18 protein-coding genes, 1 tRNA gene and 1 riboswitch are annotated in these 22,723 nt (G+C 49.5%); of the genes, 7 read left to right on the forward strand and 12 right to left on the reverse strand.

The annotated features are described in order from the left end of the window. Positions 1 to 37: 37 nt before the first annotated feature. A complete protein-coding gene (glyS, locus tag RIG61_01855) occupies positions 38 to 2,140 on the reverse strand; it encodes a glycine--tRNA ligase subunit beta (GenBank protein MEQ9617901.1) in 2,103 nt (700 codons plus the stop codon). Next, positions 2,125 to 3,012: a glycine--tRNA ligase subunit alpha gene (glyQ, locus tag RIG61_01860; GenBank protein ID MEQ9617902.1), complete on the reverse strand. Its 888-nt coding sequence runs from the start codon at positions 3,010 to 3,012 to the stop codon at positions 2,125 to 2,127. The genes glyS and glyQ overlap by 16 nt, the downstream gene beginning before the upstream one ends. A 233-nt stretch (positions 3,013 to 3,245) precedes the next feature. On the opposite strand from glyQ, the gene purM reads away from it, so the two are divergent. Beyond that, positions 3,246 to 4,286, forward strand: a complete 1,041-nt coding sequence (purM, locus tag RIG61_01865; protein ID MEQ9617903.1) for a phosphoribosylformylglycinamidine cyclo-ligase — start codon at positions 3,246 to 3,248, stop codon at positions 4,284 to 4,286. 26 nt (positions 4,287 to 4,312) lie between these two features. Here purM and RIG61_01870 read toward each other — a convergent pair whose 3' ends face one another. The 8 genes from RIG61_01870 to trmFO form a co-directional block, all read right to left on the reverse strand. After that, positions 4,313 to 5,269: a TonB family protein gene (locus RIG61_01870; protein MEQ9617904.1), complete on the reverse strand. Its 957-nt coding sequence runs from the start codon at positions 5,267 to 5,269 to the stop codon at positions 4,313 to 4,315. Between the two features lie 85 nt (positions 5,270 to 5,354). Then, positions 5,355 to 6,194 carry a mannosyl-3-phosphoglycerate phosphatase gene (mpgP, locus tag RIG61_01875; protein ID MEQ9617905.1) on the reverse strand — a complete coding sequence of 280 codons (840 nt, stop codon included), beginning with the start codon at positions 6,192 to 6,194 and terminating at the stop codon, positions 5,355 to 5,357. Then, positions 6,184 to 7,395 carry a glycosyl transferase gene (locus tag RIG61_01880; protein ID MEQ9617906.1) on the reverse strand — a complete coding sequence of 404 codons (1,212 nt, stop codon included), beginning with the start codon at positions 7,393 to 7,395 and terminating at the stop codon, positions 6,184 to 6,186. Before RIG61_01880 ends, mpgP begins: the two co-directional genes overlap by 11 nt. A gap of 111 nt (positions 7,396 to 7,506) precedes the next feature. Beyond that, the gene (locus tag RIG61_01885) at positions 7,507 to 8,088 is read right to left on the reverse strand and encodes a YqaA family protein (GenBank protein MEQ9617907.1); all 582 of its coding nucleotides are present in this window, start codon (positions 8,086 to 8,088) and stop codon (positions 7,507 to 7,509) included. 2 nt (positions 8,089 to 8,090) lie between these two features. Further along, positions 8,091 to 8,849: a 5'/3'-nucleotidase SurE gene (gene surE / locus RIG61_01890; protein MEQ9617908.1), complete on the reverse strand. Its 759-nt coding sequence runs from the start codon at positions 8,847 to 8,849 to the stop codon at positions 8,091 to 8,093. 112 nt (positions 8,850 to 8,961) lie between these two features. Next, a tRNA-Pro gene (locus tag RIG61_01895) sits at positions 8,962 to 9,038 on the reverse strand. A gap of 50 nt (positions 9,039 to 9,088) precedes the next feature. After that, positions 9,089 to 9,433, reverse strand: coding sequence for a MerR family transcriptional regulator (locus RIG61_01900; GenBank protein ID MEQ9617909.1), 345 nt, complete (start codon positions 9,431 to 9,433; stop codon positions 9,089 to 9,091). 113 nt (positions 9,434 to 9,546) lie between these two features. Further along, positions 9,547 to 10,884 carry a methylenetetrahydrofolate--tRNA-(uracil(54)-C(5))-methyltransferase (FADH(2)-oxidizing) TrmFO gene (gene trmFO, locus RIG61_01905; protein MEQ9617910.1) on the reverse strand — a complete coding sequence of 446 codons (1,338 nt, stop codon included), beginning with the start codon at positions 10,882 to 10,884 and terminating at the stop codon, positions 9,547 to 9,549. Between the two features lie 386 nt (positions 10,885 to 11,270). Next, a riboswitch (cyclic di-GMP riboswitch) is annotated at positions 11,271 to 11,379 on the forward strand. A gap of 160 nt (positions 11,380 to 11,539) precedes the next feature. Between trmFO and pilB the strand changes: the two genes are divergently transcribed. The 5 genes from pilB to RIG61_01930 all read left to right on the forward strand — a co-directional run bounded on the left by pilB (position 11,540) and on the right by RIG61_01930 (position 18,909). Further along, positions 11,540 to 13,294: a type IV-A pilus assembly ATPase PilB gene (gene pilB / locus RIG61_01910; GenBank protein MEQ9617911.1), complete on the forward strand. Its 1,755-nt coding sequence runs from the start codon at positions 11,540 to 11,542 to the stop codon at positions 13,292 to 13,294. A 14-nt stretch (positions 13,295 to 13,308) separates the two neighbouring features. After that, positions 13,309 to 14,412 (forward strand): type IV pilus twitching motility protein PilT, encoded by a 1,104-nt coding sequence (locus RIG61_01915; GenBank protein MEQ9617912.1) that lies wholly within the window; start codon positions 13,309 to 13,311, stop codon positions 14,410 to 14,412. Between the two features lie 67 nt (positions 14,413 to 14,479). Further along, positions 14,480 to 15,691, forward strand: a complete 1,212-nt coding sequence (locus RIG61_01920) for a type II secretion system F family protein (GenBank protein ID MEQ9617913.1) — start codon at positions 14,480 to 14,482, stop codon at positions 15,689 to 15,691. 132 nt (positions 15,692 to 15,823) lie between these two features. Next, positions 15,824 to 17,464 carry an ATP-binding protein gene (locus RIG61_01925; protein ID MEQ9617914.1) on the forward strand — a complete coding sequence of 547 codons (1,641 nt, stop codon included), beginning with the start codon at positions 15,824 to 15,826 and terminating at the stop codon, positions 17,462 to 17,464. Positions 17,465 to 17,484: 20 nt separating this feature from the next. Then, positions 17,485 to 18,909, forward strand: a complete 1,425-nt coding sequence (locus RIG61_01930; protein MEQ9617915.1) for a sigma-54 dependent transcriptional regulator — start codon at positions 17,485 to 17,487, stop codon at positions 18,907 to 18,909. Between the two features lie 36 nt (positions 18,910 to 18,945). Here the strand turns inward: RIG61_01930 and RIG61_01935 are convergent, their stop codons facing one another. Beyond that, a complete protein-coding gene (locus RIG61_01935) occupies positions 18,946 to 19,422 on the reverse strand; it encodes a bifunctional nuclease family protein (protein MEQ9617916.1) in 477 nt (158 codons plus the stop codon). Positions 19,423 to 19,440: 18 nt separating this feature from the next. After that, positions 19,441 to 20,748, reverse strand: a complete 1,308-nt coding sequence (gene miaB, locus RIG61_01940) for a tRNA (N6-isopentenyl adenosine(37)-C2)-methylthiotransferase MiaB (GenBank protein ID MEQ9617917.1) — start codon at positions 20,746 to 20,748, stop codon at positions 19,441 to 19,443. 215 nt (positions 20,749 to 20,963) lie between these two features. Here miaB and RIG61_01945 point away from each other — a divergent pair, with 215 nt between their 5' ends. Beyond that, the gene (locus RIG61_01945) at positions 20,964 to 22,304 is read left to right on the forward strand and encodes an MFS transporter (GenBank protein ID MEQ9617918.1); all 1,341 of its coding nucleotides are present in this window, start codon (positions 20,964 to 20,966) and stop codon (positions 22,302 to 22,304) included. The last annotated feature ends 419 nt before the right edge of the window (positions 22,305 to 22,723 follow it).

The following is a 22,723-nucleotide window of genomic DNA, read 5'->3' on the forward strand; positions in this document are numbered from 1 at the left end:
TTGTTTCCTTTTAAAAGTTCTTTATGAGACCATCCCTTCAGGTCTTATCATTTTGAGTGCTCAATTTTGAGAAATCGGCGATTTTAAAGAACAGGTCCCTTATTGCCCAAAGCATCGAAAGCCTGTTTTGCCTTATTTCGGGATTCTCGTCCATTACGAGAACGTTATCAAAGAATTTATCCACCGGTTCTTTCAGGTCTTTCAGTATGGAAAGCGATTCAGAATAATTCCTGTCCGAAATTTCCCGGCCCACCTTTTTCTGAGTTTCGACAAAAGATTCGAACAGCTCTTTCTCCACCGGTTCCATCAGGAGCTCTTTATCGACCTCGTTTTTCGGCTGGCCTTTTACGATATTGACCACGCGTTTAAACGCGACGCCGAGCGGTTCAAATTCAGGCGCGGTGCGGAAATCTCCGAGGGCTTCGATTCTTCTTTTCACTTCAACGATATCGTCGAACCCCGCGCTTATCACGGCATCAACTACATCGTGTGAGAAACCTTCCCCTATCATGATGTGTCTGACCCTTTCCTTGATGAATTCCATTATCTCGTTCAGGGTTTTTCCTTCCGGGTCGTCGAATTTCCCCCCGGTTTGCTCGGTTATTGAATCAAGACTCAGTCTGAACAGATTGTCCAAATCCAGGTGAAACGTTTTAGCGATAACTATATTTATGATTGCTATAGCCTGCCGCCTTAGCGCGTAGGGGTCGGAAGTTCCGGTCGGTATCAGCCCCGATATGAAGCACGCGGAAACCGTATCCACCTTGTCCGCAATACTGATTATCGAGCCGTAATCCGTCGCGGGCAATTCGCCCTCCCGGGATGTGGGCATGTACTGCTCTTCGATCGCCCGTGCTACTTCTTCCTTCTCACCCGAGAGCCCGGCGTAGTATTTTCCCATAGTTCCCTGAAGCTCCGGGAACTCGAATACCATTTGTGTCGCGAGGTCAGATTTGGAGATCTCTGCCGCGCGAACAATATCTGTAAGCTCGTCCTTTAATCCGAGATCCTGTCCGATTGCTTTCGCCAGTATTTTTATTCTTTCCGTCTTGTCGTAATATGTTCCCAGGTCGGATAGAAAGACCATCCCTTTCAGATCTTCTGTTCTGTCCGAAAGCGGGACGCTTTTGTCCTCCTCGTAAAAGAACCTGGCGTCAGTGAATCTCGCCCTTATTACCCTCTCATTCCCTTTGACTACGACCGCTGTGTCTTTTACACGCGTTCCGCAGACGAAAATGAAATGCGGCAGCAGTTCACCGTCCCCGGAATTGGAGAAAACCGGGAAATATTTCTGGTGATTTTTCATGACGCTTACGAGGACCTCTTTGGGCAGCTTGAGAAAGTCCTCTTCAAAGTCGCCCTTTAAAACTACGGGATACTCGACCAGATACGTCACGGTTTCGAGAAGCTCTTCGTCCTCGTAAACGGTTCCGCCGATTCTCCGGGCCAGCTCCTTTATGCCCCCGGCGATGGACTCTCTCCTCTTTTCCTGGTCCAGCACCACGTATCCGTTTTCAAGCCCCGCCGCATAGTCTTCCCAGCCTGAGACCTTAAACCCCTTCGGATGCATGAACCTGTGGCCGTAGCTCTTTCCTCCGCTTTTCACTTCCTCTACGCTGAAGGGGACCTTTTTACCGCCGTAAAGAGCCAGTATCCATCTTATGGGCCGCGCGAAGGTCGTCTCGCCCTCTCCCCATTTCATTGATTTCCTGAACGGGAGCGAGGTTATGATTTCAGGCAGCATGTCTATCAACAGTTTTTCCGTTTTCTGTCCCTTAATGTGTTTGACTGCGGCGAGAAATTCTCCCCTGTCTCTTTCCACCCTCACCAGTTCGCCGACTTCCACTCCCTGAGATTTGGCGAATCCGACGGTCGCCCTGGTCGGGTTCCCGTCCTCGTCGAACGCGATGCGGACCGGGGGGCCGTAGAATTCCTTAAATTGATCCTCCTGCTTCTCGCTCAGGTCTTTTATTCTGAGGGTCAGTCTTCTCGGAGTGCCGAACGTTTCTATTTGTCCGAAGGAGAGCGCGTTTTCATTTAACTCCTGCTTCGCAATCTCGGCCAGGTTCGTGATCGCGTCATTCATGAATCCCGCAGGTATTTCCTCTGTCCCGATTTCCAGTATCAGCTCTTTGCCCATGGATTGTTTTTAACTAGGGGAAAACCCATTTCCTCCCTTTGCGCGAGATATCCCTCGGCGCATGATTTTGCGAGAGCCCTCACTCTGCCTATATAGGAAGCGCGCTCCGCAACCCCTATGGCTCCCCGTGCGTCAAGCAGGTTAAACGCGTGAGAACATTTGAGACAGTAATCATAAGCGGGGAGGGGGAGCTTCTTCCGGACGAGCTTTTTGCACTCCGCCTCGAATTTGTCGAACAGATCTCTAAGCATTTCGGGATCCGATTCCTGAAAGTTATAGGTCGAGAATTCGTACTCGTCCCGGTGGTGGATCTCGCCGTATGTTATCCCCCTGGTCCATTCGAGATCGTAAACGCTTTCCACGCCCTGAAGATACATAGCGATTCTTTCCGTGCCGTATGTGATCTCGGCTGAAACGGGTTTGAGGTCGATGCCTCCCGCCTGCTGGAAATACGTGAACTGGGTTATCTCCATCCCGTCGAGCCACACTTCCCAGCCAAGTCCCCACGCTCCCAGTGTGGGGGACTCCCAATCGTCCTCAACGAACCTTATGTCGTGTGCTAGGGGGTCGATGCCGAGGTGCCGCAGGCTGTCCAGATAAAGCTCCTGTATGTCCTTCGGCGAGGGTTTTATAATCACCTGAAACTGATAGTAGTGCTGGAGCCTGTTCGGGTTGTCTCCGTACCTCCCGTCGGTAGGGCGCCTGGAGGGCTCTACGTACGCGACGTGCCAGGGCTCGGGACCGAGGCATCTGAGGAAGGTCGCCGGGTGAAACGTCCCCGCCCCCTTCTCCACGTCGTAGGGCTGCATTACGATACAGCCCTTTTTAGCCCAGTAGCTTTGGAGTGAGAGAATCAATTCCTGAAAAGTCATTCATGTACCTTTAACTACAAAAATCAGACGGAAAATAATACCATTATATAAGTTTTTTGGAAATTTGAGTAATTGAATATCAAATTTTCAGAAGGTTCCGTTCTAATCACCCTTTGATTATTTTTACTCGTGGTTTTTTCCCCGGATGCTTATTTTCCGGATAATATCGGAGATGCGTGGAGAGCTTCTATTCGTAGACAAAAAACTCCCCTCAGGTATCTTTCCAGCTTGTCATGCCGAAAACCACTTATAAAAGCTCTGGCGTAGACATTGACGCCGGCAGCCGGTTGATCGAGCTTATAAAGCCGCTCGCCAAATCGACCTCGAATAAAAGAGTGCTCGGTAAAATCGGGGGCTTTTCCGGAGCGTACGAGCTGCCGGAGGGAGAGTACAAAAAACCTGTCCTCGTCGCCGCTGCGGACGGGGTCGGAACGAAGCTCAAAATCGCTTTTATGACCGGAAGGTTGGACACAGTCGGTATCGACCTTGTTGCCATGAACGTGAACGACCTGGCCGCGTGCGGGGCCGCGCCGCTCTTCTTTCTAGACTATCTCGCCACGTCGAAACTCGACCCCGAGCAGGGGGCGGAGATCATAAAGGGCATTGCGAAGGGGTGCAAGCTCGCCGGGTGCGCTTTACTGGGGGGCGAGACCGCCGAGATGCCGGGATTCTACCGGAAAGAAGAGTTCGATCTTGCCGGGTTTGCCGTGGGGATAGTGGATAGGGATGACATGATAGACGGCTCGGATGTTGTGCCGGGAGACGCCGTAATAGGCCTTACGTCGAGCGGCCTCCATTCAAACGGCTACTCACTCGCGAGAAAGGTCCTCTTAGAGAAGAAGAGGTATCAGCTCTCGGATACGCCGGCGCCGCTCAAGCGCTCTCTCGCCGATGAGCTCTTGGAGCCGACACGTATATACGTAAAGACTATAGAGAAGCTCAGGAAGCAATTCAAAGTAAAAGCGATCGCTCATATTACCGGAGGAGGACTCGTGGAAAATATCCCGAGGGTTATCCCGAAAAACTGCGCCGCTTTTCTTGAGAGCTCTTCCTGGACTGTTCCCCCGGTCATGGAGCTTATCAAAAAACAGGGACGGGTAGATACGGAGGAAATGTTGAGAACCTTTAACTGCGGCATAGGCATGGTGATTATCGTATCGTCAGGGGATGCGGATTCGGTCATAAAAAGACTTCGAGGGCTCAGGGAAAAAGCCCGTATCATCGGGGAAATTAAAAAGAGAGCCGGGAAAGATGATCCGGTGATTATCGCATGACGCCGGTTTTCAGTCTTTCGCCGTCCCTATCTGATAAACCCGCCGAATTGATATATGAAGGTTGCTTTTATGTGCAGCTTTTCCAGTGAGCCCCAGTCTTTGGGAAACGGTGGGTAAGGAGCGGCCACGCGTATGGCGCGCACTGCCTCGTTGTCAAGGCGCGCGTAGCCTGATGAGGTCAAGAGCTCTATATTCTCGAGCTCTCCGTTGCTTCTGATTGTAAAAATGAGAAACAGCTGCCCCTCTTCTCCCTTGTATCGCGATTCCTGCGGATAGTTCCATACCCCTTCAATCTGTCTTTTGAGCTTTGCGAAGTAGGAAATGTACTTGTATTCCGTCGTGCTCAACTCGACGGTGTCTTCTTTCTTATTTACATCCCTCGCTCCCAGATAATCGGGCGTATTCTGCGCGACCTGCGGAAACGAGCTCGGCACGTTGCTGAACAGCTCCTCTTTGGATATATCGGGTGTCTCTTTTGTGCGCTGCTCCGCCTGTGGTTTCTTCGATTCCTCGGGTTGTTTTTGGTATTGCTCTCTCCGCAGCGAGTCGAGGGTTTCCTTCCGGAGCAGATCCGCCCTCGATATCTCCTGCTGTGTTTTATCCTTTTTCGGCTCTTCGGCTACTTTTGGTTCGGGTTTTTTCTCTACTTTCTTTTCCGTTTTTTTGGTTTCCTGCTTTTGGGCCTCGGGCCTTGGTTTTTGCTGCGGGACCGGGTCCGGAAGAGGGGGTGTATTTACGGACCTCTTAGTGAATTCGTCTCTTGTCTTTTCTTCCGGCACGTCTCTAGACCTTTCCGCGAGCCGCCTGGTTTTCTCCGGAGGCTTGGTCTCTTTTTCCTTGGGTACAGGCAGCTCGGTTATTTCTATGAATTCCGGCTGTTTCTTTTCATCTTTGGCCCGCCTGTCTAAGAAATCGAACTGGTATACGACGAACAGAAGCAGCAAAAGCAGATGGAATAATACGGAGCCCAGTATGTAGGGCATGATTTTGCTTTTACGCCGTCTTCGTTTGGGGCTGATCTGTATTTGCTTCACCGACTATAAGGATACCATTCGGATTTTTTAATTTCTATTTCTGTTTAGCGCCTTTTTCTTCAAACTTTATAAAATGCTTTAATATTGCCGAGTTCCACCCGCGCGGGCCTGCCCCGTCTGCGAGCGTGATGTTATCGAGCCTGATTTCAGCGTCATATTGCCCGTTCGGTTTCTGGACCAGAAGGGGAACATCTACCGTCTCGAGCATCGGCAGATCATTCAGGCTGTCCCCTATCCCGACCGTTTCAATATGCCCCGCTTCGTTTTTATATAATTCTGTCAGGATTCGCACCGCCTTACCCTTGTCATTCGCGCCCAGTATATGATGAAACCTGCCGCCCCGTGTATATCCGTAACCTTTATTGTATATCCGATCTTTAACGATCTCAGCCGCGCCTTCATCTCCCTCTATAAGAAACGGCTCCCCGTAGTCCCTTTTTGAGGCCGATTTCGCGGACTCCTCGTCCAGCCCTGTCTTTTTCATTATTTCGGAGACCCCCATTTCGGAGATGCCCGTTATCTGAATCCCCGTTTCCCTTGAAATTGATTTTAGCGCGTCTTTCAATTCCGCATGAGGCGTTCCGAGTTCAATCACCAGGTATCCTTCTCCTCTGGTGTCGAAATCGAACCCGCGTGTGAAGTAGCCTTCCGGTATGAAAATCGCTCCCCCGTTTTCCGCTATGAACGGATGCTTGTTCCGGAGAAGCTTTCGGTATCTTTCGATTTCGGCGCGCGTTTTACTCGTGCAGATGACAAGCGGGATTTCATTTGACTCCAGAAGCCTGAGGGCGGGTAGCGCCGGTTCAAAAGAATATGTATCGTGGTCGAGGAGGGTCCCGTCGAGGTCCGTAAAAATTACCAGTCTATAACGCATTATCCTTTTCTACCGCGTCTTTTAACTGGTCGAGGAAATCGGGTATCGCCGAGGTTACCCTGCTCCAGTTGGGAATTAAAGGCGAACCGAGGGGGTCTTCAAGAAATTGCTGACTCGCGATTCTTATTCCTCTGGCGAATGTTTCAACCGCCAGGCCCTCCGCGTGCCTGTCGAAAAACAGTCCGTTGATTGCGGCGTCGTCGTTGTACATTTTTATCGTATCCTGCGCTATTCTCAGATAGGTTACGAGGAGGGTATTGAACAGGCTCTCGGAAAAGGTTACGCCCTCTGACGACAAGGTTCTGAATAGCGCCTTTGAAATGTCCGCGCACATTTTCAAAAGCCCTCCGGAAGGATCGTCGGCCGATACTTCCTGGTGCTTGTGATCGTAAGTGTCCGCAAGGTCAACCTGGCATACCCTTTTCAGGGATACGTTGCGGAATACCTCCGCCAGTGAGCCTATCTCGAGACCCCAGTCGGACGGAATTCTGTTTATCCTGACAAGGTCCGTTTTCATTGAGAACTCGCCAGCGAGCGGGTATCTGAAGCTGTCCAGATAAACGAGAAACGGGAGATGCCCGACGATTTTTGTGAGCGCCCGTATTACAGGGGTTATGAAGAGTCTCGTAACCCTGCCGTACATCCTGTCCGTCACCCTCGGATAGTAGCCCTTGCAGAACTCGTAATCCATATTCGGGTTCGCGAGCGGGTAGCACAGTCTTGCCAGAAGCTCGCGGCTGTAGGTCAGAACGTCGCAGTCATGAAGCGCTATAACCTCACTTGAATCCTGGGCCAGCACGTATCCGTAGGCGATCCAGGCGGCCCTTCCTTTTCCGGGGTCCCCGATTTCAAGGCCGTTTTCCCTCAGAAGATTAAAGAGCGAAGTAATTCTCTCTCCGTCGTCCCAGATAAGCCTGTAGTTTTGAGGGAGTATTGAAAAGTAGTCCTGAGCGTGTTTGAATTCGTCGAGGTTCGCCCTTCCGAGTGTAATCACTATTTCGTTCAGGTAGGTAACGTCCTTGAGTTTCTCCAGAATGTCTTTCAGTGCTTTCCTCTTAAGCTCCGAATAGAGGCACGGGAGCACAAGCGCAATAGGGCGGTTTTGACAGTATTCGTTTAGCTGATCTTCCAGTTGCTCGACATTTTTTCTGTTCAGCCTGTGAAGTGTGGAGATGGTTTCTGTCTGATGAAAATCGCCCATTTTATTGTTCTCCCGGAACTAAATATATTATCATAACGGTATTAAACTACATAATCCTGATAGAGTGTTCATTGGTTCTGAGGACAGGGCGATAGTTCGTAAGCAGCATGTTTATAATAGGTATTTAACGGCCACGAAACCCAGCACCAGGAGTATAAAGAACAGGGTTACGAGTAAATTAAAGTATTTGTCGATGAAGGATTTGATTCTCGCTCCGTAAAAATGGATTAGTCCCGCTTCTATAAAAAATCTCGCCGATCTGCCGATAACCGAGGCCGCAATCAGTACCAGAAGATGTATCTTGAATACGCCCGCGGCTATTGTAAATACCTTGTAAGGTATAGGGGTAAAAGCCGCTCCCAGTATTGTCAAAAAGGCGTTCTCCTCATATTTGCCGCTAACATACAGGAAGGTGTCCTGGCTGAAGACATACGTAAAGAAATAGCCGCTTACGAGCTCCCATATTCCCCACCCGATAAAGTACCCGAGTATACCTCCAAGGACGGACATCACTGAGCAAACCGCCGCGTACCAGAAAGCTCTCTCCGGCTTGCCCAGGGATAAGGCCATCAAAAGCGTATCGGGCGGGACGGGGAAAAAAGAGGATTCAAGAAAGGATGCGACGGCCAGTGCCGGGACGGCGTACCTCGTGTTTGCCCAGCCCAGGACCCAGTCGTAAAGTTTTCTTATCATACTCATAAACTCCTCAGGAGGTCTTCCCTCAATTTTTGGAGAAAACCGTAGTTCGTAAGATCCAGGCTTATGGGGGTAACCGAAACGTATCCGTCCCTGACCGCCGCTATGTCCGAGTTTTCAATATCCAGAAATCCGAGTTCATCCCCTCCAATCCAGTAGTATTTCTTTCCCCTCGGATCGATTTTTTCAACTATCGGCTCTCCGTATACACGCTTGCCCTGCCTCGTTACCTTTATGCCCTTTATCTCATCCCGTTGGAGACCGGGGATATTCACGTTCAGTATAGTGTCCTTGGGCAGCGCCGTTTCCAAAACGAATTTCGAGACTGATTCTGAATAATATGAAGCGGCATCGAATTTGAAATTATTTTTGCCCGCGAGAGAAACCGCTATCGAGGGCACGCCCAGCAGAGCTCCCTCCATGGCGGCGCTAACGGTTCCGGAATATGTAATATCGTCCCCCAGGTTTTCCCCCTTGTTAATGCCCGATACGATCAGATCTGGCTTTTGATCCTTCATTATGCCGTTTACCGCGAGGTTTATGCAGTCGGTAGGGGTTCCGTCAACCGTGTACACAGAGTCCGATACTCTCTCGATCCTCAGCGGCCGGTACAGGCTGAGCGAATGGCTCACCGCGCTTTGATCGCGGTCGGGCGCCACCACTACGACCTCGCCGAGCGCCTTCAGGGTTTCATGCAGCTTGTGAAGCCCCTCTGAGTTTATACCGTCATCGTTAGAAATAAGAATCGTTGCTGACATTATCTATATTCGGTTTGAAAAGGGGTTGTAAACCAACCCCTTAGAAAATACACAAATAACTCTCGCGGGCAAGTATTGGAGGCAATATTATTGAGGATATTGGTAAAATTTATGGTCGGGGTGGCCGGACTTGAACCGGCGACCTCCGGTCCCCCAGACCGATGCGCTACCAAGCTGCGCTACACCCCGTATAAGTACTTTTTGAAAAATTCAAAGAGAAATAAGGAAATGCGGACTATTTATCCCAGGTTTTGCTTTATGGATTTTAATTCGCCCAGGATCTCGTGCAGCAGAACATTTACCTTGGTGCTGACCCGTTTCTGACTGGCTTCTTCTTTGAGCTTCTTTTTAGCCCCGGCTATAGTGAAGTTCTGCTCGTAAAGCATATTCTTGATTCTCATGATAGTATGTATGGCTTCCCTGTCGTAAAGCCTCTGGGACTTCCTTCTGATAGGGTTGATTTCCTCGAATTCACTCTCCCAATATCTTAACACGTAAGGTTTGATCCCGGTGAAATCGCTGACCTCGCCAATTCTGAAATATATTTTATCCGGTAAATTTACCTCGGCTCTGTTCTGAAGCATCAGTTAAAAATTAGACCAATTTTTACTAATTGTCAAGCGGAATTCATGACGCGTTTCAATTGAAAGGGATGTACGGGCCCGGCCGAAAAAAATCAATTTTCGTATCCTCCTCCCTATCGGGTGTTCATGGCCGGATTTGATAATAAAAAGGGCTCAAAACCTGAGATCAGGTCAAGGGCTCTCCGGGCTATAATCTTTTTCTTCTCCGCTTTTCTTATTCGCCCGGACGGGGGCGGAAAAAGACCGAAGTTAATGTTCATAGGCTGAAAATTTTTGATGTTTTGATCCGTAATGTAATTGAGCAGCGAGCCTATGGAGGTCTCCGGAGGGGGTACGACGGGTTCTCTGTCAAGGCGGATTCTGGCCGCGTTTATGCCCGCGATTATCCCCGTCGCCGCGGACTCGGCGTATCCCTCAACCCCCACTATCTGCCCCGCGAAGAATATCCTGTCATGCCCGAGGGTCTGAAGCGTGGGTCTGAGCAGAGCGGGTGAATTGATATAAGTATTTCTGTGCACGCTTCCGAGCCTCATGAACTCAGCTTTCTCGAGACCGGGAATCATTCTGAACACCCTCCTTTGCTCGGGATATGTGAGCTTGGTCTGAAATCCGACCATGTTGTACATGGAGCCCTCCCTGTCCTCGGACCTCAATTGAACCACCGCAAAAGGGGTATTACCCGTGCGGGGATCCTTCAGCCCCACGGGTCTTGCGGGCCCGAATCTTAGCGTATCCCTTCCGCGTTCGGCTATAACTTCTACAGGGAGGCAGCTTTCAAAATATATTCCCTTCTCGAAATCCCTCGTTTCGATCTTTCCGGCGTTCATGATTTCGTCTATCAGACGGTAGTACTCCTCTCTGTTAAGGGGACAATTCAGGTAATCTCCCTCGCCGTCCTCATATCTCGAAGCCCGGTAAACCTTCGAGCAGTCAATCGAATCTCCGTCAATTATCGGAGATATGGCGTCGTAAAAATACAAGTGAGACGAATCGGATAACTCCGCTATTTTCTCTGACAGCGTGTCCGAGGTGAGGGGTCCGGTGGCGATTATGAAAGGGTTATCCGGATTTGAGGGGATATCCGTTAGTTCTTCCCTCCGTAACTCGATGAGAGGGTTTTCTTCAATCTTCTCGGTTATATACCGGGCGAATTTAATCCTGTCGACGGCAAGCGCCTTTCCTGCGGGGACACTGTTTTTATCCGCCGCCTCGATTATAAGGGAGCCCAGCCGTCTCATCTCCTCTTTCAGAATTCCGCTCGCGTTATCAAGGGAGTCGGATTTAAGCGAGTTGCTGCATACGAGCTCCCCGAGATCCCCCGAGTTATGCGCGGGGGAAACGCGGTGGGGCCTCATTTCGATAAGCCTCACCTTCACGCCGAATTTTGTAATTTGGTGGGCGGCTTCAGTGCCCGCGAGCCCGCCGCCCGCTACTGTGATTCTGTCCGACATGACCGATATTCTACCTGAATAAATTCCACCGTTTATTAATCCTCTTATTTTCCGCCTCGTAGCCGCGGCACGGAGTAGACAGCGGGCGCGCTCAACAAGGCTTTAGCAATTCCCACAGTGAATTCGGGTGTTTATATTTCCTGTTCTGAATCAAGCCGGGCATGATGACAATTTTAGTCCCATTTATACAATATTCGTCAACTTAAAACGCCAGTAATAACTGAAGGTTACGCCTCATTTTTAATAAAATATTGTAATTATAATGACTTAGGGGGTGAGATGTCGGGAACACCATATGGCATACAATTTGCACAATTTATACTCTGCGTAATTGAAATAAATTGACTACTAAGGGGAATAACAGTATAAATTGTTTAAGGACTTTAAACGGAAAAGGGCAAACTATTTGAAAGGATAGGGCGCAAAGTTTCTGGCCTAAATCTACCCGGCGTCAGTTTTGACTCCGGCACGGGATACGGCGGCAGGGCTACCCGCTTAACGGATATGCCGACTATTTACTATCCTGTCTGATTGTTCTCTACCGGTTTGATCGTCCGAAAAACAATTTAAGCAGGCATTGCTGAGATGGGTGTGACCGGAAATGTGCCAATGGCTTAGGCGGTAAATCGAAAACCACGGGTCTCAAGAAGAGAACATGAAAGAACAGCGAGTCAGCGCACAGATGGGAGATATTTTGATCAAGGAAGATGTAATAAACCTTGATCAGTTAAAAACTGCGATACAGGAGCAGAAGCAGACCGGAAAGAGGCTTGGAGAAACGCTTCTCAACCTGGGGTACATAGACGAGCATCAGCTTGTGGCGTACCTGAGTAAGCAGTACGGTGTGCCCGCCATTAATCTGGACCAGTTCAACATATCCGGGGACATCCTTAAATCCATATCCAGAGAAACAGCCACAAAGCATAAACTCATACCTATTAATAAAACGAACTCGACACTTGTGGTGGCGATGTCCGATCCCTCTAATATTTTTGCGGTCGATGATCTCAAATTTGCGACAGGATACAACATCGAGGTAGTCGTAACATCGGAGAGATCCGTCAGAAACGCGATAGAGAGATTTTACGGCTCCCAGCAGGAGTGGGAAGACGCCCGGAAAGCCCAGGAGAGCACCGCAGCGGTGGACAGACTGCTCGGAGACCTGGACGACTTCATGATAGAAATAAGCGGTGAAGAAGACGTGGATATTAATGATCTGGAGAAGGCGTCCGAAGAGGCTCCGGTAATAAAGCTTGTCAATCACCTGCTAATGGATTCGATACGAAAGGGCGCAAGCGACATACATATTGAGCCCTATGAGAAAGAGATGCGGGTCCGGTACAGGATCGACGGCGTTCTGTACGATTTCATGCACCCGCCGCTGAAGCTGAAGAATGCAGTTTCTTCCAGGATAAAGGTAATGTCCAACCTTGATATAGCCGAAAGGAGGCTTCCGCAGGACGGCCGTATCAAGGTAAAGCTTCCCAATAATAAGGCAATGGAATACCGGGTATCGGTAGCGCCTACGCTGTTCGGGGAAAAAGTCGTAATGAGAATTCTTGATAAGGATTCCCTGAAGCTGGACTTGACGAAGCTGGGTTTCCACGACGATCAGCTCAAGGTTTTCAGGGACTCAATTTACCAACCCTACGGAATGGTTTTGATTACGGGCCCCACCGGTAGCGGTAAAACCACGACGCTTTATTCGAGCTTGATGGATTTAAACCGGGCGGACGTAAACATATCGACGGCGGAAGACCCGGTGGAGTACAGCCTTCCGGGTGTAAATCAGGTACAGGTGCACGAAGAGATCGGGCTTAGCTTCGCCGCTTGTCTCAGGGCATTTTTAAGGCAGGATCCCGATGTAATATTGGTCGGAGAGGTAAGAGACTATGAGACGGCGGAGATTGCGATAAAATCCGCGCTAACCGGCCACCTTGTGCTTTCGACCCTTCATACCAACGACGCGCCCTCAACGATAACCAGGCTCCTTAACATGGGGGTTGAACCCTTCCTCGTTACCGCTTCTCTCAACTGCATAGTGGCGCAGCGTCTTGTAAGGGTGATTTGTCCCGAGTGCAAGCGCGAGCAGGAAGTCGCCCCTCAGGTGTTAATCGATCTCGGAGTTTCTCCGAAAGAAGTCTCGGACTACATAATTTATAAAGGCGAGGGCGAGGGCTGCAAGGCTTGCTCCGGCACGGGCTACAGGGGCAGGCTTGCCGTATTTGAGGCAATGGATATAAACGAAGAGCTGAAGGAATTTATACTGAGCGGCGCTTCCGCTCTTGAAATTAAGCGCGAGGCGATAAGGCAGGGGATGAGGACCTTGAGGAAGAGCGCGCTCGACAAGTTGAAGCAGGGACTTACCACAATCGAGGAAGTTGTAAGAAATACCGCAGCGGACGATTAACGGGAGCCAGACTTATGGGAATAGCTATTGACAATCTTTTAAAGCTGATGGTTGATAACGGGGCGTCTGACCTGCATATCACTGCGGGCGTGGCTCCTATGCTCAGAATCGACGGCAAGCTGGTTCCGGTCAAGCATCCGCCTCTTACACCTCCCGAGACGAAGGAGGTGTGCTACAGCGTGCTTACGGATGTGCAGAAGCACAGATTCGAGGAGAATTGGGAGCTCGATTTTTCTTTCGGCAAGGAAAATCTCGGACGTTTCCGCGGCAATATTTATACCCAGAGAGGCGCGGTCGCGGGGGCTTTCAGGCTTCTCCCTTTTGTGCTTAAGTCCTATCAGGAGCTCGGACTCCCGCCCGTTCTGGCGGAGTTAGCCAGAAAACCCAGAGGATTGATTTTGATTACGGGGCCAACGGGCTCGGGTAAAACCACGACGCTCGCCAGCGTTGTCGATCAGGTCAATCAGGAGCGCCATGAGCACATCATAACTATCGAAGACCCCATCGAATACATATTCAAGCATAAAAATTGCATAGTAAACCAGAGAGAAGTCGGCAGTGATACGAAGGGCTTCACGAACGCCCTTAGGAGCATTCTGCGTGAAGACCCGGACGTTGTCCTCATAGGCGAGATGAGGGACCTGGAAACGATTAAAGTAGCGCTTACTCTCTCGGAGACGGGTCACCTGACACTCGCCACACTCCATACTAATACAGCCGTTCAGACAATAAACCGTGTGATCGACGTCTTTCCGCCTCACGAGCAGTCTCAGGTAAGGGCGCAGTTATCGTTCGTACTGGAGGGCATTCTTTGCCAGAACCTGATTCCTAAAATCGGAGGCGGCAGGGTGCTCGGGGTGGAAGTCCTTGTTCCCAATCCCGCTATTAGAAATCTTATTCGTGAGGATAAGGTGCATCAGATTTATTCTCAACAGCAAATCGGTCAGGAAAAATGGAAGATGCAGACCCTTAATCAGAGCCTTGCTGATTTATATCTGAGAAAACTCATTACTTACGAAGATGCGATATCCAAATCACAGGAGCCCGAGGAAATGAAGAGGATTATATCCGAACGCTCTCCTTCCGGCGATGCCAGGGAACGGGCGGTGAGGCAGTGAGGTCCGGTCTCGGGATGCATGAGCGGGGAATCACTGTCGTAATAGTTAAAGAAGGGAGGAGTTTGTAATGCCGGTATTTGTTTGGCACGGAAGAGCAGAGGGCACCCTGAAGAAGGGTGAAATGGAGGCACCTAGCAAATCCGCAGTGCTCGCAAGGCTGAGGCAGATGCAGATTCAGCCGATCCCCAACAGGATAAAGGAAAAGGGCGGATTCCTTAAATTGAGCTTTTCTTTCGGCTCCGTCACGACCAGAGACCTGGTTGTATTCACAAGGCAGTTATCTACGATGATTGACGCCGGACTGCCGCTGGTCAGAGGGCTGGACATAATAGCCGCTCAGCACCCTAACAAGAAATTCAAGGAGATTATAACGAAGGTCAAAGAAGATGTGGAGGCAGGCTCCACTTTCGCCGATTCCCTTGCAAAGCACCCGAAGGTGTTCAGCAATTTGTACACTCAGTTAATCAAGGCCGGAGAGACAGGCGGTGTGCTCGATGTGATCCTTCAGAGGCTGGCTACATATCTGGAAAAGATGGATTCAATCAAGAGGAAGATTAAAGGGGCTCTCATTTACCCCGCAATCGTTATAAGTGTGGCCGTGCTGGTACTGGCCATAGTAATAATATTCGTTGTTCCTGTCTTTGCTGAAATGTTCAAGGACATGGGCACAACCCTTCCGGCGTTGACCCAGGTGGTTGTGGATATCAGCTCTTTCACAAGACACAATATTCTCTATATCCTGATCGCAATCGGAGTCATTTCATTCCTTATCGGCTTGCTTTACAGAAAGTCCAAAGGGGTGCGCAGACTCTTTGATGCGTTTCTGCTCAAGATGTTTCTCATAGGACCTTTGATACAGAAGACCGTTATTTCGAGGTTCTGCCGCACGCTCGCAACCCTCACGGCAGGGGGTATATCCATACTCGACGGTCTTGAAATTACGGCCAGGGCTTCGGGGAACATGATAACCGAAGAGGCCATATTCCAGGCGAGAAAAGCCGTAAGCGAAGGTCAGACCGTTGCGGAGCCGCTCGCGGCCAGACCCAAGTTGTTCCCTCCTATGGTGGTTCAAATGATATCGGTGGGTGAGCAGACGGGCGCCCTTGAGGATATGCTCAACAAGATCGCGGATTTTTATGAGGAAGAAGTCGATATAGCCGTTGCATCTCTCCTGTCCGCACTCGAGCCGATAATGATTACCTTTCTCGGCGCCACCGTAGGCGTAATCGTTGTATCAATGTACCTGCCGATGTTCAAGCTTATATCAGCCCTCTCCTGATGAAGGTGAAGATGCGGCGGATAAAAGAGCTGTCGAAAATAATTGATGTCAAACTCAACGATTAAATCCGCGTTTCCGCGCCGGAGCGATATTGCAACAATCTGACCGAAGGTTTATAGTTTTTATTCTGATATGAAAATTCTTCAAGGGGCCGATTCGGGCTTCAAGAGTTACATAGTTTTAAGGATAGTAATTACGACACTTGTGCTCGGCTCGGGCGCGGTTATATACTACGGAAAGGGCGAGAGAAAAGAGGCCTTTTATCTTGCGGTCATAGTGGCGCTTATCTACTTTCTGAGCCTTCTTTACCTTCTTCTGCAGCCCTATTTCCAGCGTCAGCCCGTAAAGTTCAAGATAACACAGATTTTCTTCGATATGGTCCTGGCATCGGCCGTTATCTTTGTCACAGGGGGGAGAACGAGCCCCTTCCTCTTCCTCTATGTTCTCATAATTATTTATTCAAGCATCATGCTTACCAAGGCAGCGAGTTACCTGACTGCGCTTGGATCGGGCCTGATTTACCTCTTAATAGTTTTTTATCAAATACGGCTCGAGGCCCCTCCCGGGTTGGAACAGGGCATGCTGAGCTCGGTTTCGGTGTGGGGAGAAATCGGGCTCGTTTCGAGCTATTTTCACCTGACCGGATTTCTGCTGGTCGCCGTTCTCGCGGGGTATCTTTCCGAGAGATTTCGAAGGGCCGGCGAGGAGCTCGGTGAAAGCGAGAGAAGCCTTCGGATACTTCAAAACCTTCACGAGAATATACTTCAGAGTTTGACAAGCGGAGTTATCACTCTGGACCTTGATGGGAAGGTCATCTCGGTGAATAAAACCGCTCTCGAGATTCTCGGCATAGGAATTGAAGAGAAGCTCTTAGGAAAGGACCTCAGCAATATTATGTCCGGTTTTCATATGGAGGAGCTTATTTCCAAAAAAAGGGAGCAGATGCTCTATAAAAGCCCTGACGGGAAAAAGCTTACTCTGGGTTTTTCTTCGTCCGATCTCAAAGCCACTGACAATGAGACACAGGGCTACATAATAATATTTCAGGATCTGACTGAGGTTAAAGAGCTTGAGAAAAAACTCAGAACCACCGAAAAGATGGCTCTTCTGGGCCAGCTTGCCGCGGGTTTGGCCCATGAGCTCAGGAATCCTCTTTCGGCAATCAGCGGAGCTGTGGAGATCCTTAGCAGTGACGTTAAACCGACTGAAGAAAATCTCCGTCTTATTAAAATGGCGTCCCGTGAAGTCGACAGATTAAATCTGCTGGTGGAGGATTTTCTGATACTGACCATGCCGATTCAGAAACTAAACTCTTTCGTTGATCTGGGAAGCATCGTATCCGACACGGTGGAATCGTTCGCGAAAACCATCGGAAGAAAAAACATTCAAATCCTGAACGAAGTCCAGAACGGCATATACGTCCAGGCCGACTCGTACCGCCTGAAGCAGGCGGTATGGAATCTGCTCCTGAATTCTGTTGACGCGATGCCGATAGGAGGTCTGATTTTAATCAAATCCCGGTTCGATGACGATAATATAGTGGTTGAAATATCGGATGAAGGAAAGGGGATTGACGAGAATTTTATTTCCAGGATTTTCGATCCGTTTTTTACCACTAAAGAGGTCGGTACCGGACTCGGGCTGGCAATTGTACAAAAAGTTATTGAAGGTTATAATGGAAAGATTGACGTGGTTAGCTCCGAAGGAAAGGGAGCGACTTTCGTAATAACTTTGCCCAGATACGAAGAGGTGCCTGCTGATGTCAAGCACTGAACAACTGCCGGAGGTTATAAATGGAGCAGAATGACAACAGGATTATCGTTGTTGACGATGAGCCTGGCATGAGGGAGTTTCTCGAAATTATGCTCCGGAAGGACGGCTATACAGTCGATACCGCGGCCGATGGGCCTGAGGCCCTGGATAAAGTAGACGAAAATCTATATGATCTGGCAATTGTCGATATTCAAATGCCCGTGTTGAACGGAATAGAGGTTCTTAAAAAAATCAATGAGAAGAGCTCCGAGACGACTGTGATAATGATCACGGCCTACGCTTCCCACGAAACGGCGATAGAGGCAATGAAACTGGGCGCTTACGACTATATAACTAAGCCTTTTAAGATAGATGAAATTAAGCTTGTTATAAAAAAGGCGCTCGAGAAGAAGAAGCTCGAGCGTGAAAATACGAGATTGAGAAAGGAGCTTGAGACTCAATACGGTTTCGGAAATATTATCGGCAGAAGCCCTTCAATCGTAAAGGTATTCGAATTGATAAAAAGGGTCGCCGAGCTCAACGTAAATGTGCTGATTACCGGGGAGAGCGGAACGGGGAAAGAGCTTGTGGCGCGGGCTATTCATTACAGCGGGTCAAGGCACGATAATCCTTTTGTCCCCGTAAACTGCGGAGCCATACCCGAGCAGCTCATGGAAAGCGAGCTGTTCGGATACATCAAGGGAGCTTTCACGGGCGCTTCAAGGGACAAAAAGGGTTTGTTCGAAGAGGCAAACAACGGAACCATATTTCTCGATGAGATAGGGGATCTCCCGCTTCACCTTCAGGTAAAGCTTCTCAGGGTAATCGAGGAAAAAAAGATAAGGCCGCTCGGCTCTACGGAGTCGGCGAGCGTTGATATCCGCATAATTGCCGCGACGAACAAAAAGGTGGAGGAAGAGGTCTCGAACGGGAAATTCAGGGAAGACCTGTTTTACCGTTTGAACGTAATAAAAATTGTTTTGCCCCCCCTTCGCGAAAGGAGAATAGATGTGTCTCCTCTTGCCATACACTTCATTAACAAATACTCGCGCGAGATGGAAAAGGACATACGGGGGATTTCACCAAAGGCGCTTGAGGTGCTGGAGAATTATCATTACCCGGGCAATGTAAGGGAGCTTGAGAACATTATAGCGAGGTGCGTAGCCCTTGAATCTTCTAACGTCATAAGGCAGGAGACGCTGCCGCAGCTGGTCGCCGGGAGAGATTATCTGGATCTTGATACGAGCTTTTCCTCGAATTCCAACCTGGACGTGCTTTTAGGCGATGTGGAAAAGAAAATGATAGAGAAGGCTCTCAGAACCACCAACGGGAATAAGACCGAAGCCGCGAGGCTTCTGGGCATAACCCTTCGCTCTTTCAGATACAGGCTGGCTAAACACGAGCTTGATGACGGCGGCGGCGGGGAAGAAGATGAGGAGCTCATAGAAGAGGCGCGGGAGCTTTGACCGGACCCTGCCTGACCGGACAGGATAATTCCTTTTTCACATTTTGTACTTGCCGAAATCACCCTCCGACATGTTTTCCAGAAGCTCGGCTAACTTTTCCTTGTCTTCATCTATCTCTATTTTCTTGGATTTTTCGAGCACGTCCTCATTTACGAAAATAGGGGAGTCCGTCCTCAACGCTATAGCTATTGCATCGCTTGGTCTTGAATCGAGGGAGTACTCTTCACTGTCTCTCTTAAGATAAATGCGGGCGTAAAAGGTATCGTTCTGAAGGTCGGTTACTTCTATTTTTGTAACGACAAACTTTAATTTCTCAATCAGATTTTTAACCAGATCATGCGTGATGGGTCTTATCCTGGGAGTTTTTTCGAGCTCCATTGCAATTGAGCTTGCCTCCATAAAACCGATCCAGATAGGAAGTGTTTTTTCGTTTATATTATCCTTTAATATAACGATCGGCGTATTCGTAAACGGATCAAGCGCTATACCGGATACCTTCATTAGAAGAAACATATTTCACCTCCTTATTAATTATACCGCCAGTTCCCCCCTAAGCGAATTTGAGAGGCCTTCGGTGATTCTCACTTTCATAATCTGCCCTGTAAGCTCTTTTGTGCCGGGGAAGTGCGTGATCCTGTTGTGAGTGGTTCTGCCTGTTAAAAAGTCGGGATTGTTTTTGCTCGTTCCCTCGACCAGGACGTGCTCAACCAGTCCTACCCGTTCACAGTTTTTTTTGATGGTAATGTCACGCTGAAAGCTCTGAAGCGCGGTTAATCTCCGACCGGCCTTCTCTTCATCTATAATCTCTTCCTCCGGGCACTCCGCGGCGGGCGTGCCGGGACGGGGTGAGAACTTGAATGAAAAAGCGCTGTCGAATTCTACTTCTTCGAGCAGGGTCATGGTGTCCTGGAAATCCCGGTCCGTCTCCCCGGGGTATGCGACGATTATGTCTGTTGAAAGGGCCATGTCCGGTACTGCGTCTCTCAGTCTTTTCACCGTATCGGAATACCATTCCTTTGTATATGTTCTTTTCATCATGCCGAGCACCCTGTTGGAGCCTGACTGAACCGGCAGATGCATGTGCCGGCATACCTTAGGGACGCCTTTTAAGGCGTCTATCATTTTTCTGGTTATGTCTCTCGGGTAGGATGTCGTGAAGCGTATTCTTTCAAGGTCATCTATTTCGGCGGCGGCCCTCAGGAGGTCCCCGAATTTGTAGCCGTTTTCTTTCCACGAGTTTACAGTCTGTCCGATAAACGTTACCTCGCGCGCGCCCTTGCCCACGAGATTTTCCGTTTCTTTAAGAATATCGTCGAGCGGTCTGTTTACCTCGTTCCCCCTGACATGGGGAACGATGCAGTATGAGCATCTCTTGTTGCACCCTTGCTGCACGGAAACGAATGCTGTTACCTTCCCTTCTTGATGATGCGGCTCCACGTCGAAGATTTCTTCGATGTCGTATGACGTTTCAACAGGCCTCAGTTTCTCGGAGCGTATTCTGCCGATGATTTCAGGGAGCCTTGGAATCGCCCTTGGACCGAGAACAAAATCGAGATGAGGCATTCTTTGAAGGAGCTTGTCTCCGTAGAGCTGGGCGACGCAGCCGGAGATGCCTACTATAAGATCGGGGTTTCTGGCTTTGAGGTGTTTAAATCTTCCGAGGCTGCTAAACGCCTTCTGATCGGCTTTATCCCGTATGGCGCATGTGTTGATGATAATAATATCGGCCTTCTCGGCCCTATCTGTCTCAACTGCGTCGATCGCGTTTCGGATTCTGTCAGAGTCGTACTCGTTCATCTGGCAGCCGTAGGTTTCTATGTATAAACTCTTGCTGTTCATGTTTCTAACAATTTAACGCTCAGGCCTGTTTTAGTCAAGAAAAAAAGCGGGGATGAAAAGTCACGGGAGTTGCAGTACATTATTAGTACGTGCGTAGTTTGAAAATACCGCATGAATACCCGCAGCCCCGGCAGGGGTTGCGGGATTGACATAAATAGTGAAATTTAGTAGGATGGAAAAAATGTAATAAGTCTCGGGCATTGGGAGGCCGGTCCATGAGTAACGACACGTCAGGTGTTAGCGTTTCAAAACAGGGGCTGTTCAACTGGGTTCATGATATTGACTCCGATCAGTGGAAGGCCTTTCTTGCGGCATTCCTGGGATGGACGCTCGACGCGATGGACCTCCTGCTCTTTGCTTTCGCGGTAGGCTCGATAGGGCATGTGTTTAACCTCTCCGAAGCCTGGGTCGGCGCGCTTTTCTCGGTAACCCTCTTTGCGTCCGCTTTCGGCGGCGCGGCGTTCGGCATTATTTCGGATTATATAGGAAGAGTAAGAGCGCTTACGTACAGCATACTACTATACTCGGCATTTACGGGACTCAGCGCATTTTCTCCCAATGTGGCTTTTCTCCTTGTCTGCCGTTTGTTTCTGGGACTGGGCATGGGCGGGGAATGGGCCTCGGGCGAGGTGCTCGTTGCGGAGAAGTGGCCCAGGGAGCACAGAGGCAAGGTTATCGGTATGGTGCAGAGCGGCTGGGGCATAGGTTATATCCTGGCTGCGGTTCTGGCTACTTTGATTATCCCTAATTTTAAAGAAGGCGTAAGTTATACCATCCCCGTAATAGGCATTACACTTGACGGTCTTGACCTTGGCTGGAGGCTCCTTTTCCTCGTCGGCGTATTGCCGGCTTTCCTGGTTTTTTATATAAGGAGGCATCTTGATGAGCCCGAGGTCTGGGAAAAAACGAAGGAGCTCAGAAAAGGGGGACAATTGAGCGAGAAGGGACAGGGTTTTACACTGACCCAGATATTCAGGCCCGACCTGATCAGATACACCATCACGGCAACGCTCCTTACGAGCCTCTGTATGATAGCTTACTGGGGTCTTTACTTCTGGCTTCCTCAATTTCTCGCAAGCGAAAAGGGCGTCGGTTTGAACACGAAAGGCTTTATCTGGATTATCCCTATAAACATCGGCGCTTTTATAGGTTGCAACACATTCGGTTTTATAAGCGACAGGCTTGGGAGAAGGCCCGTCTTTGTAGCTTACCTTCTTATAATGGCGGTGCTCGTCTGGTTCTTCGGCCACGCCACCACACTTCGCGAGGTACTCATATTAGGGCCGTTCATAGGATTTTTCGGCACGGGATTTTATTCCGGCTTCGGCGCGATATTCTCAGAGATATTCCCTACAAGGGCGAGAGGAACTGCCCAGGGCTTCTGTTACAATGTCGGCCGGGGCGTGTCAGCCATTGCCCCCCCGATGATAGGTTATCTGGTGGGGAAGTACGGCTTCGCGACCGGGTTGACTACTGTGTCCGTATTCGCGGTTGCAGCCGCGGTCGTTGTATTGACCCTTCCCGAAACGAGGGGAAAGGTGCTCGAAATAGAATAACAGGCTCCGGTTTTTTAGGGACCACCATCCCCGCCGGAATAGACGGGGCATTAACGCAGTTCCGGCTATCTGTACATTCATATTATTCAGGTGATCTTTTCAGCCCTCTGATAATATCCGGCATGCATGACTCGCTGGTTTGTCCGAAGCATCAAAATGCTTGAAAATCAATCTTCCGTGCTTAATTACTAGGCATCTCCGGTTGTCTTCGGAGCGGTTCCCGTTTATTTAACGCTTTCAAGATAATTCAATGATATCAGGCATAAATGCCTGAATTTGGAAAGGCTGTTTTCGCCCCGTGTGCTTGGCATGTCTCTTGCACCTGTCATATAGAAAATATTCTGGTTTCAACACCCTTCCAAAGGAGGACTTTGAGATGAAAAAGTTTTGGTGTGCATTCAGGGGCATGGGAATAATTA

The organism is Deltaproteobacteria bacterium (assembly GCA_040223695.1).
Lineage (GTDB): Bacteria > Desulfobacterota_D > UBA1144 > Nemesobacterales > UBA2774 > JAVKFU01.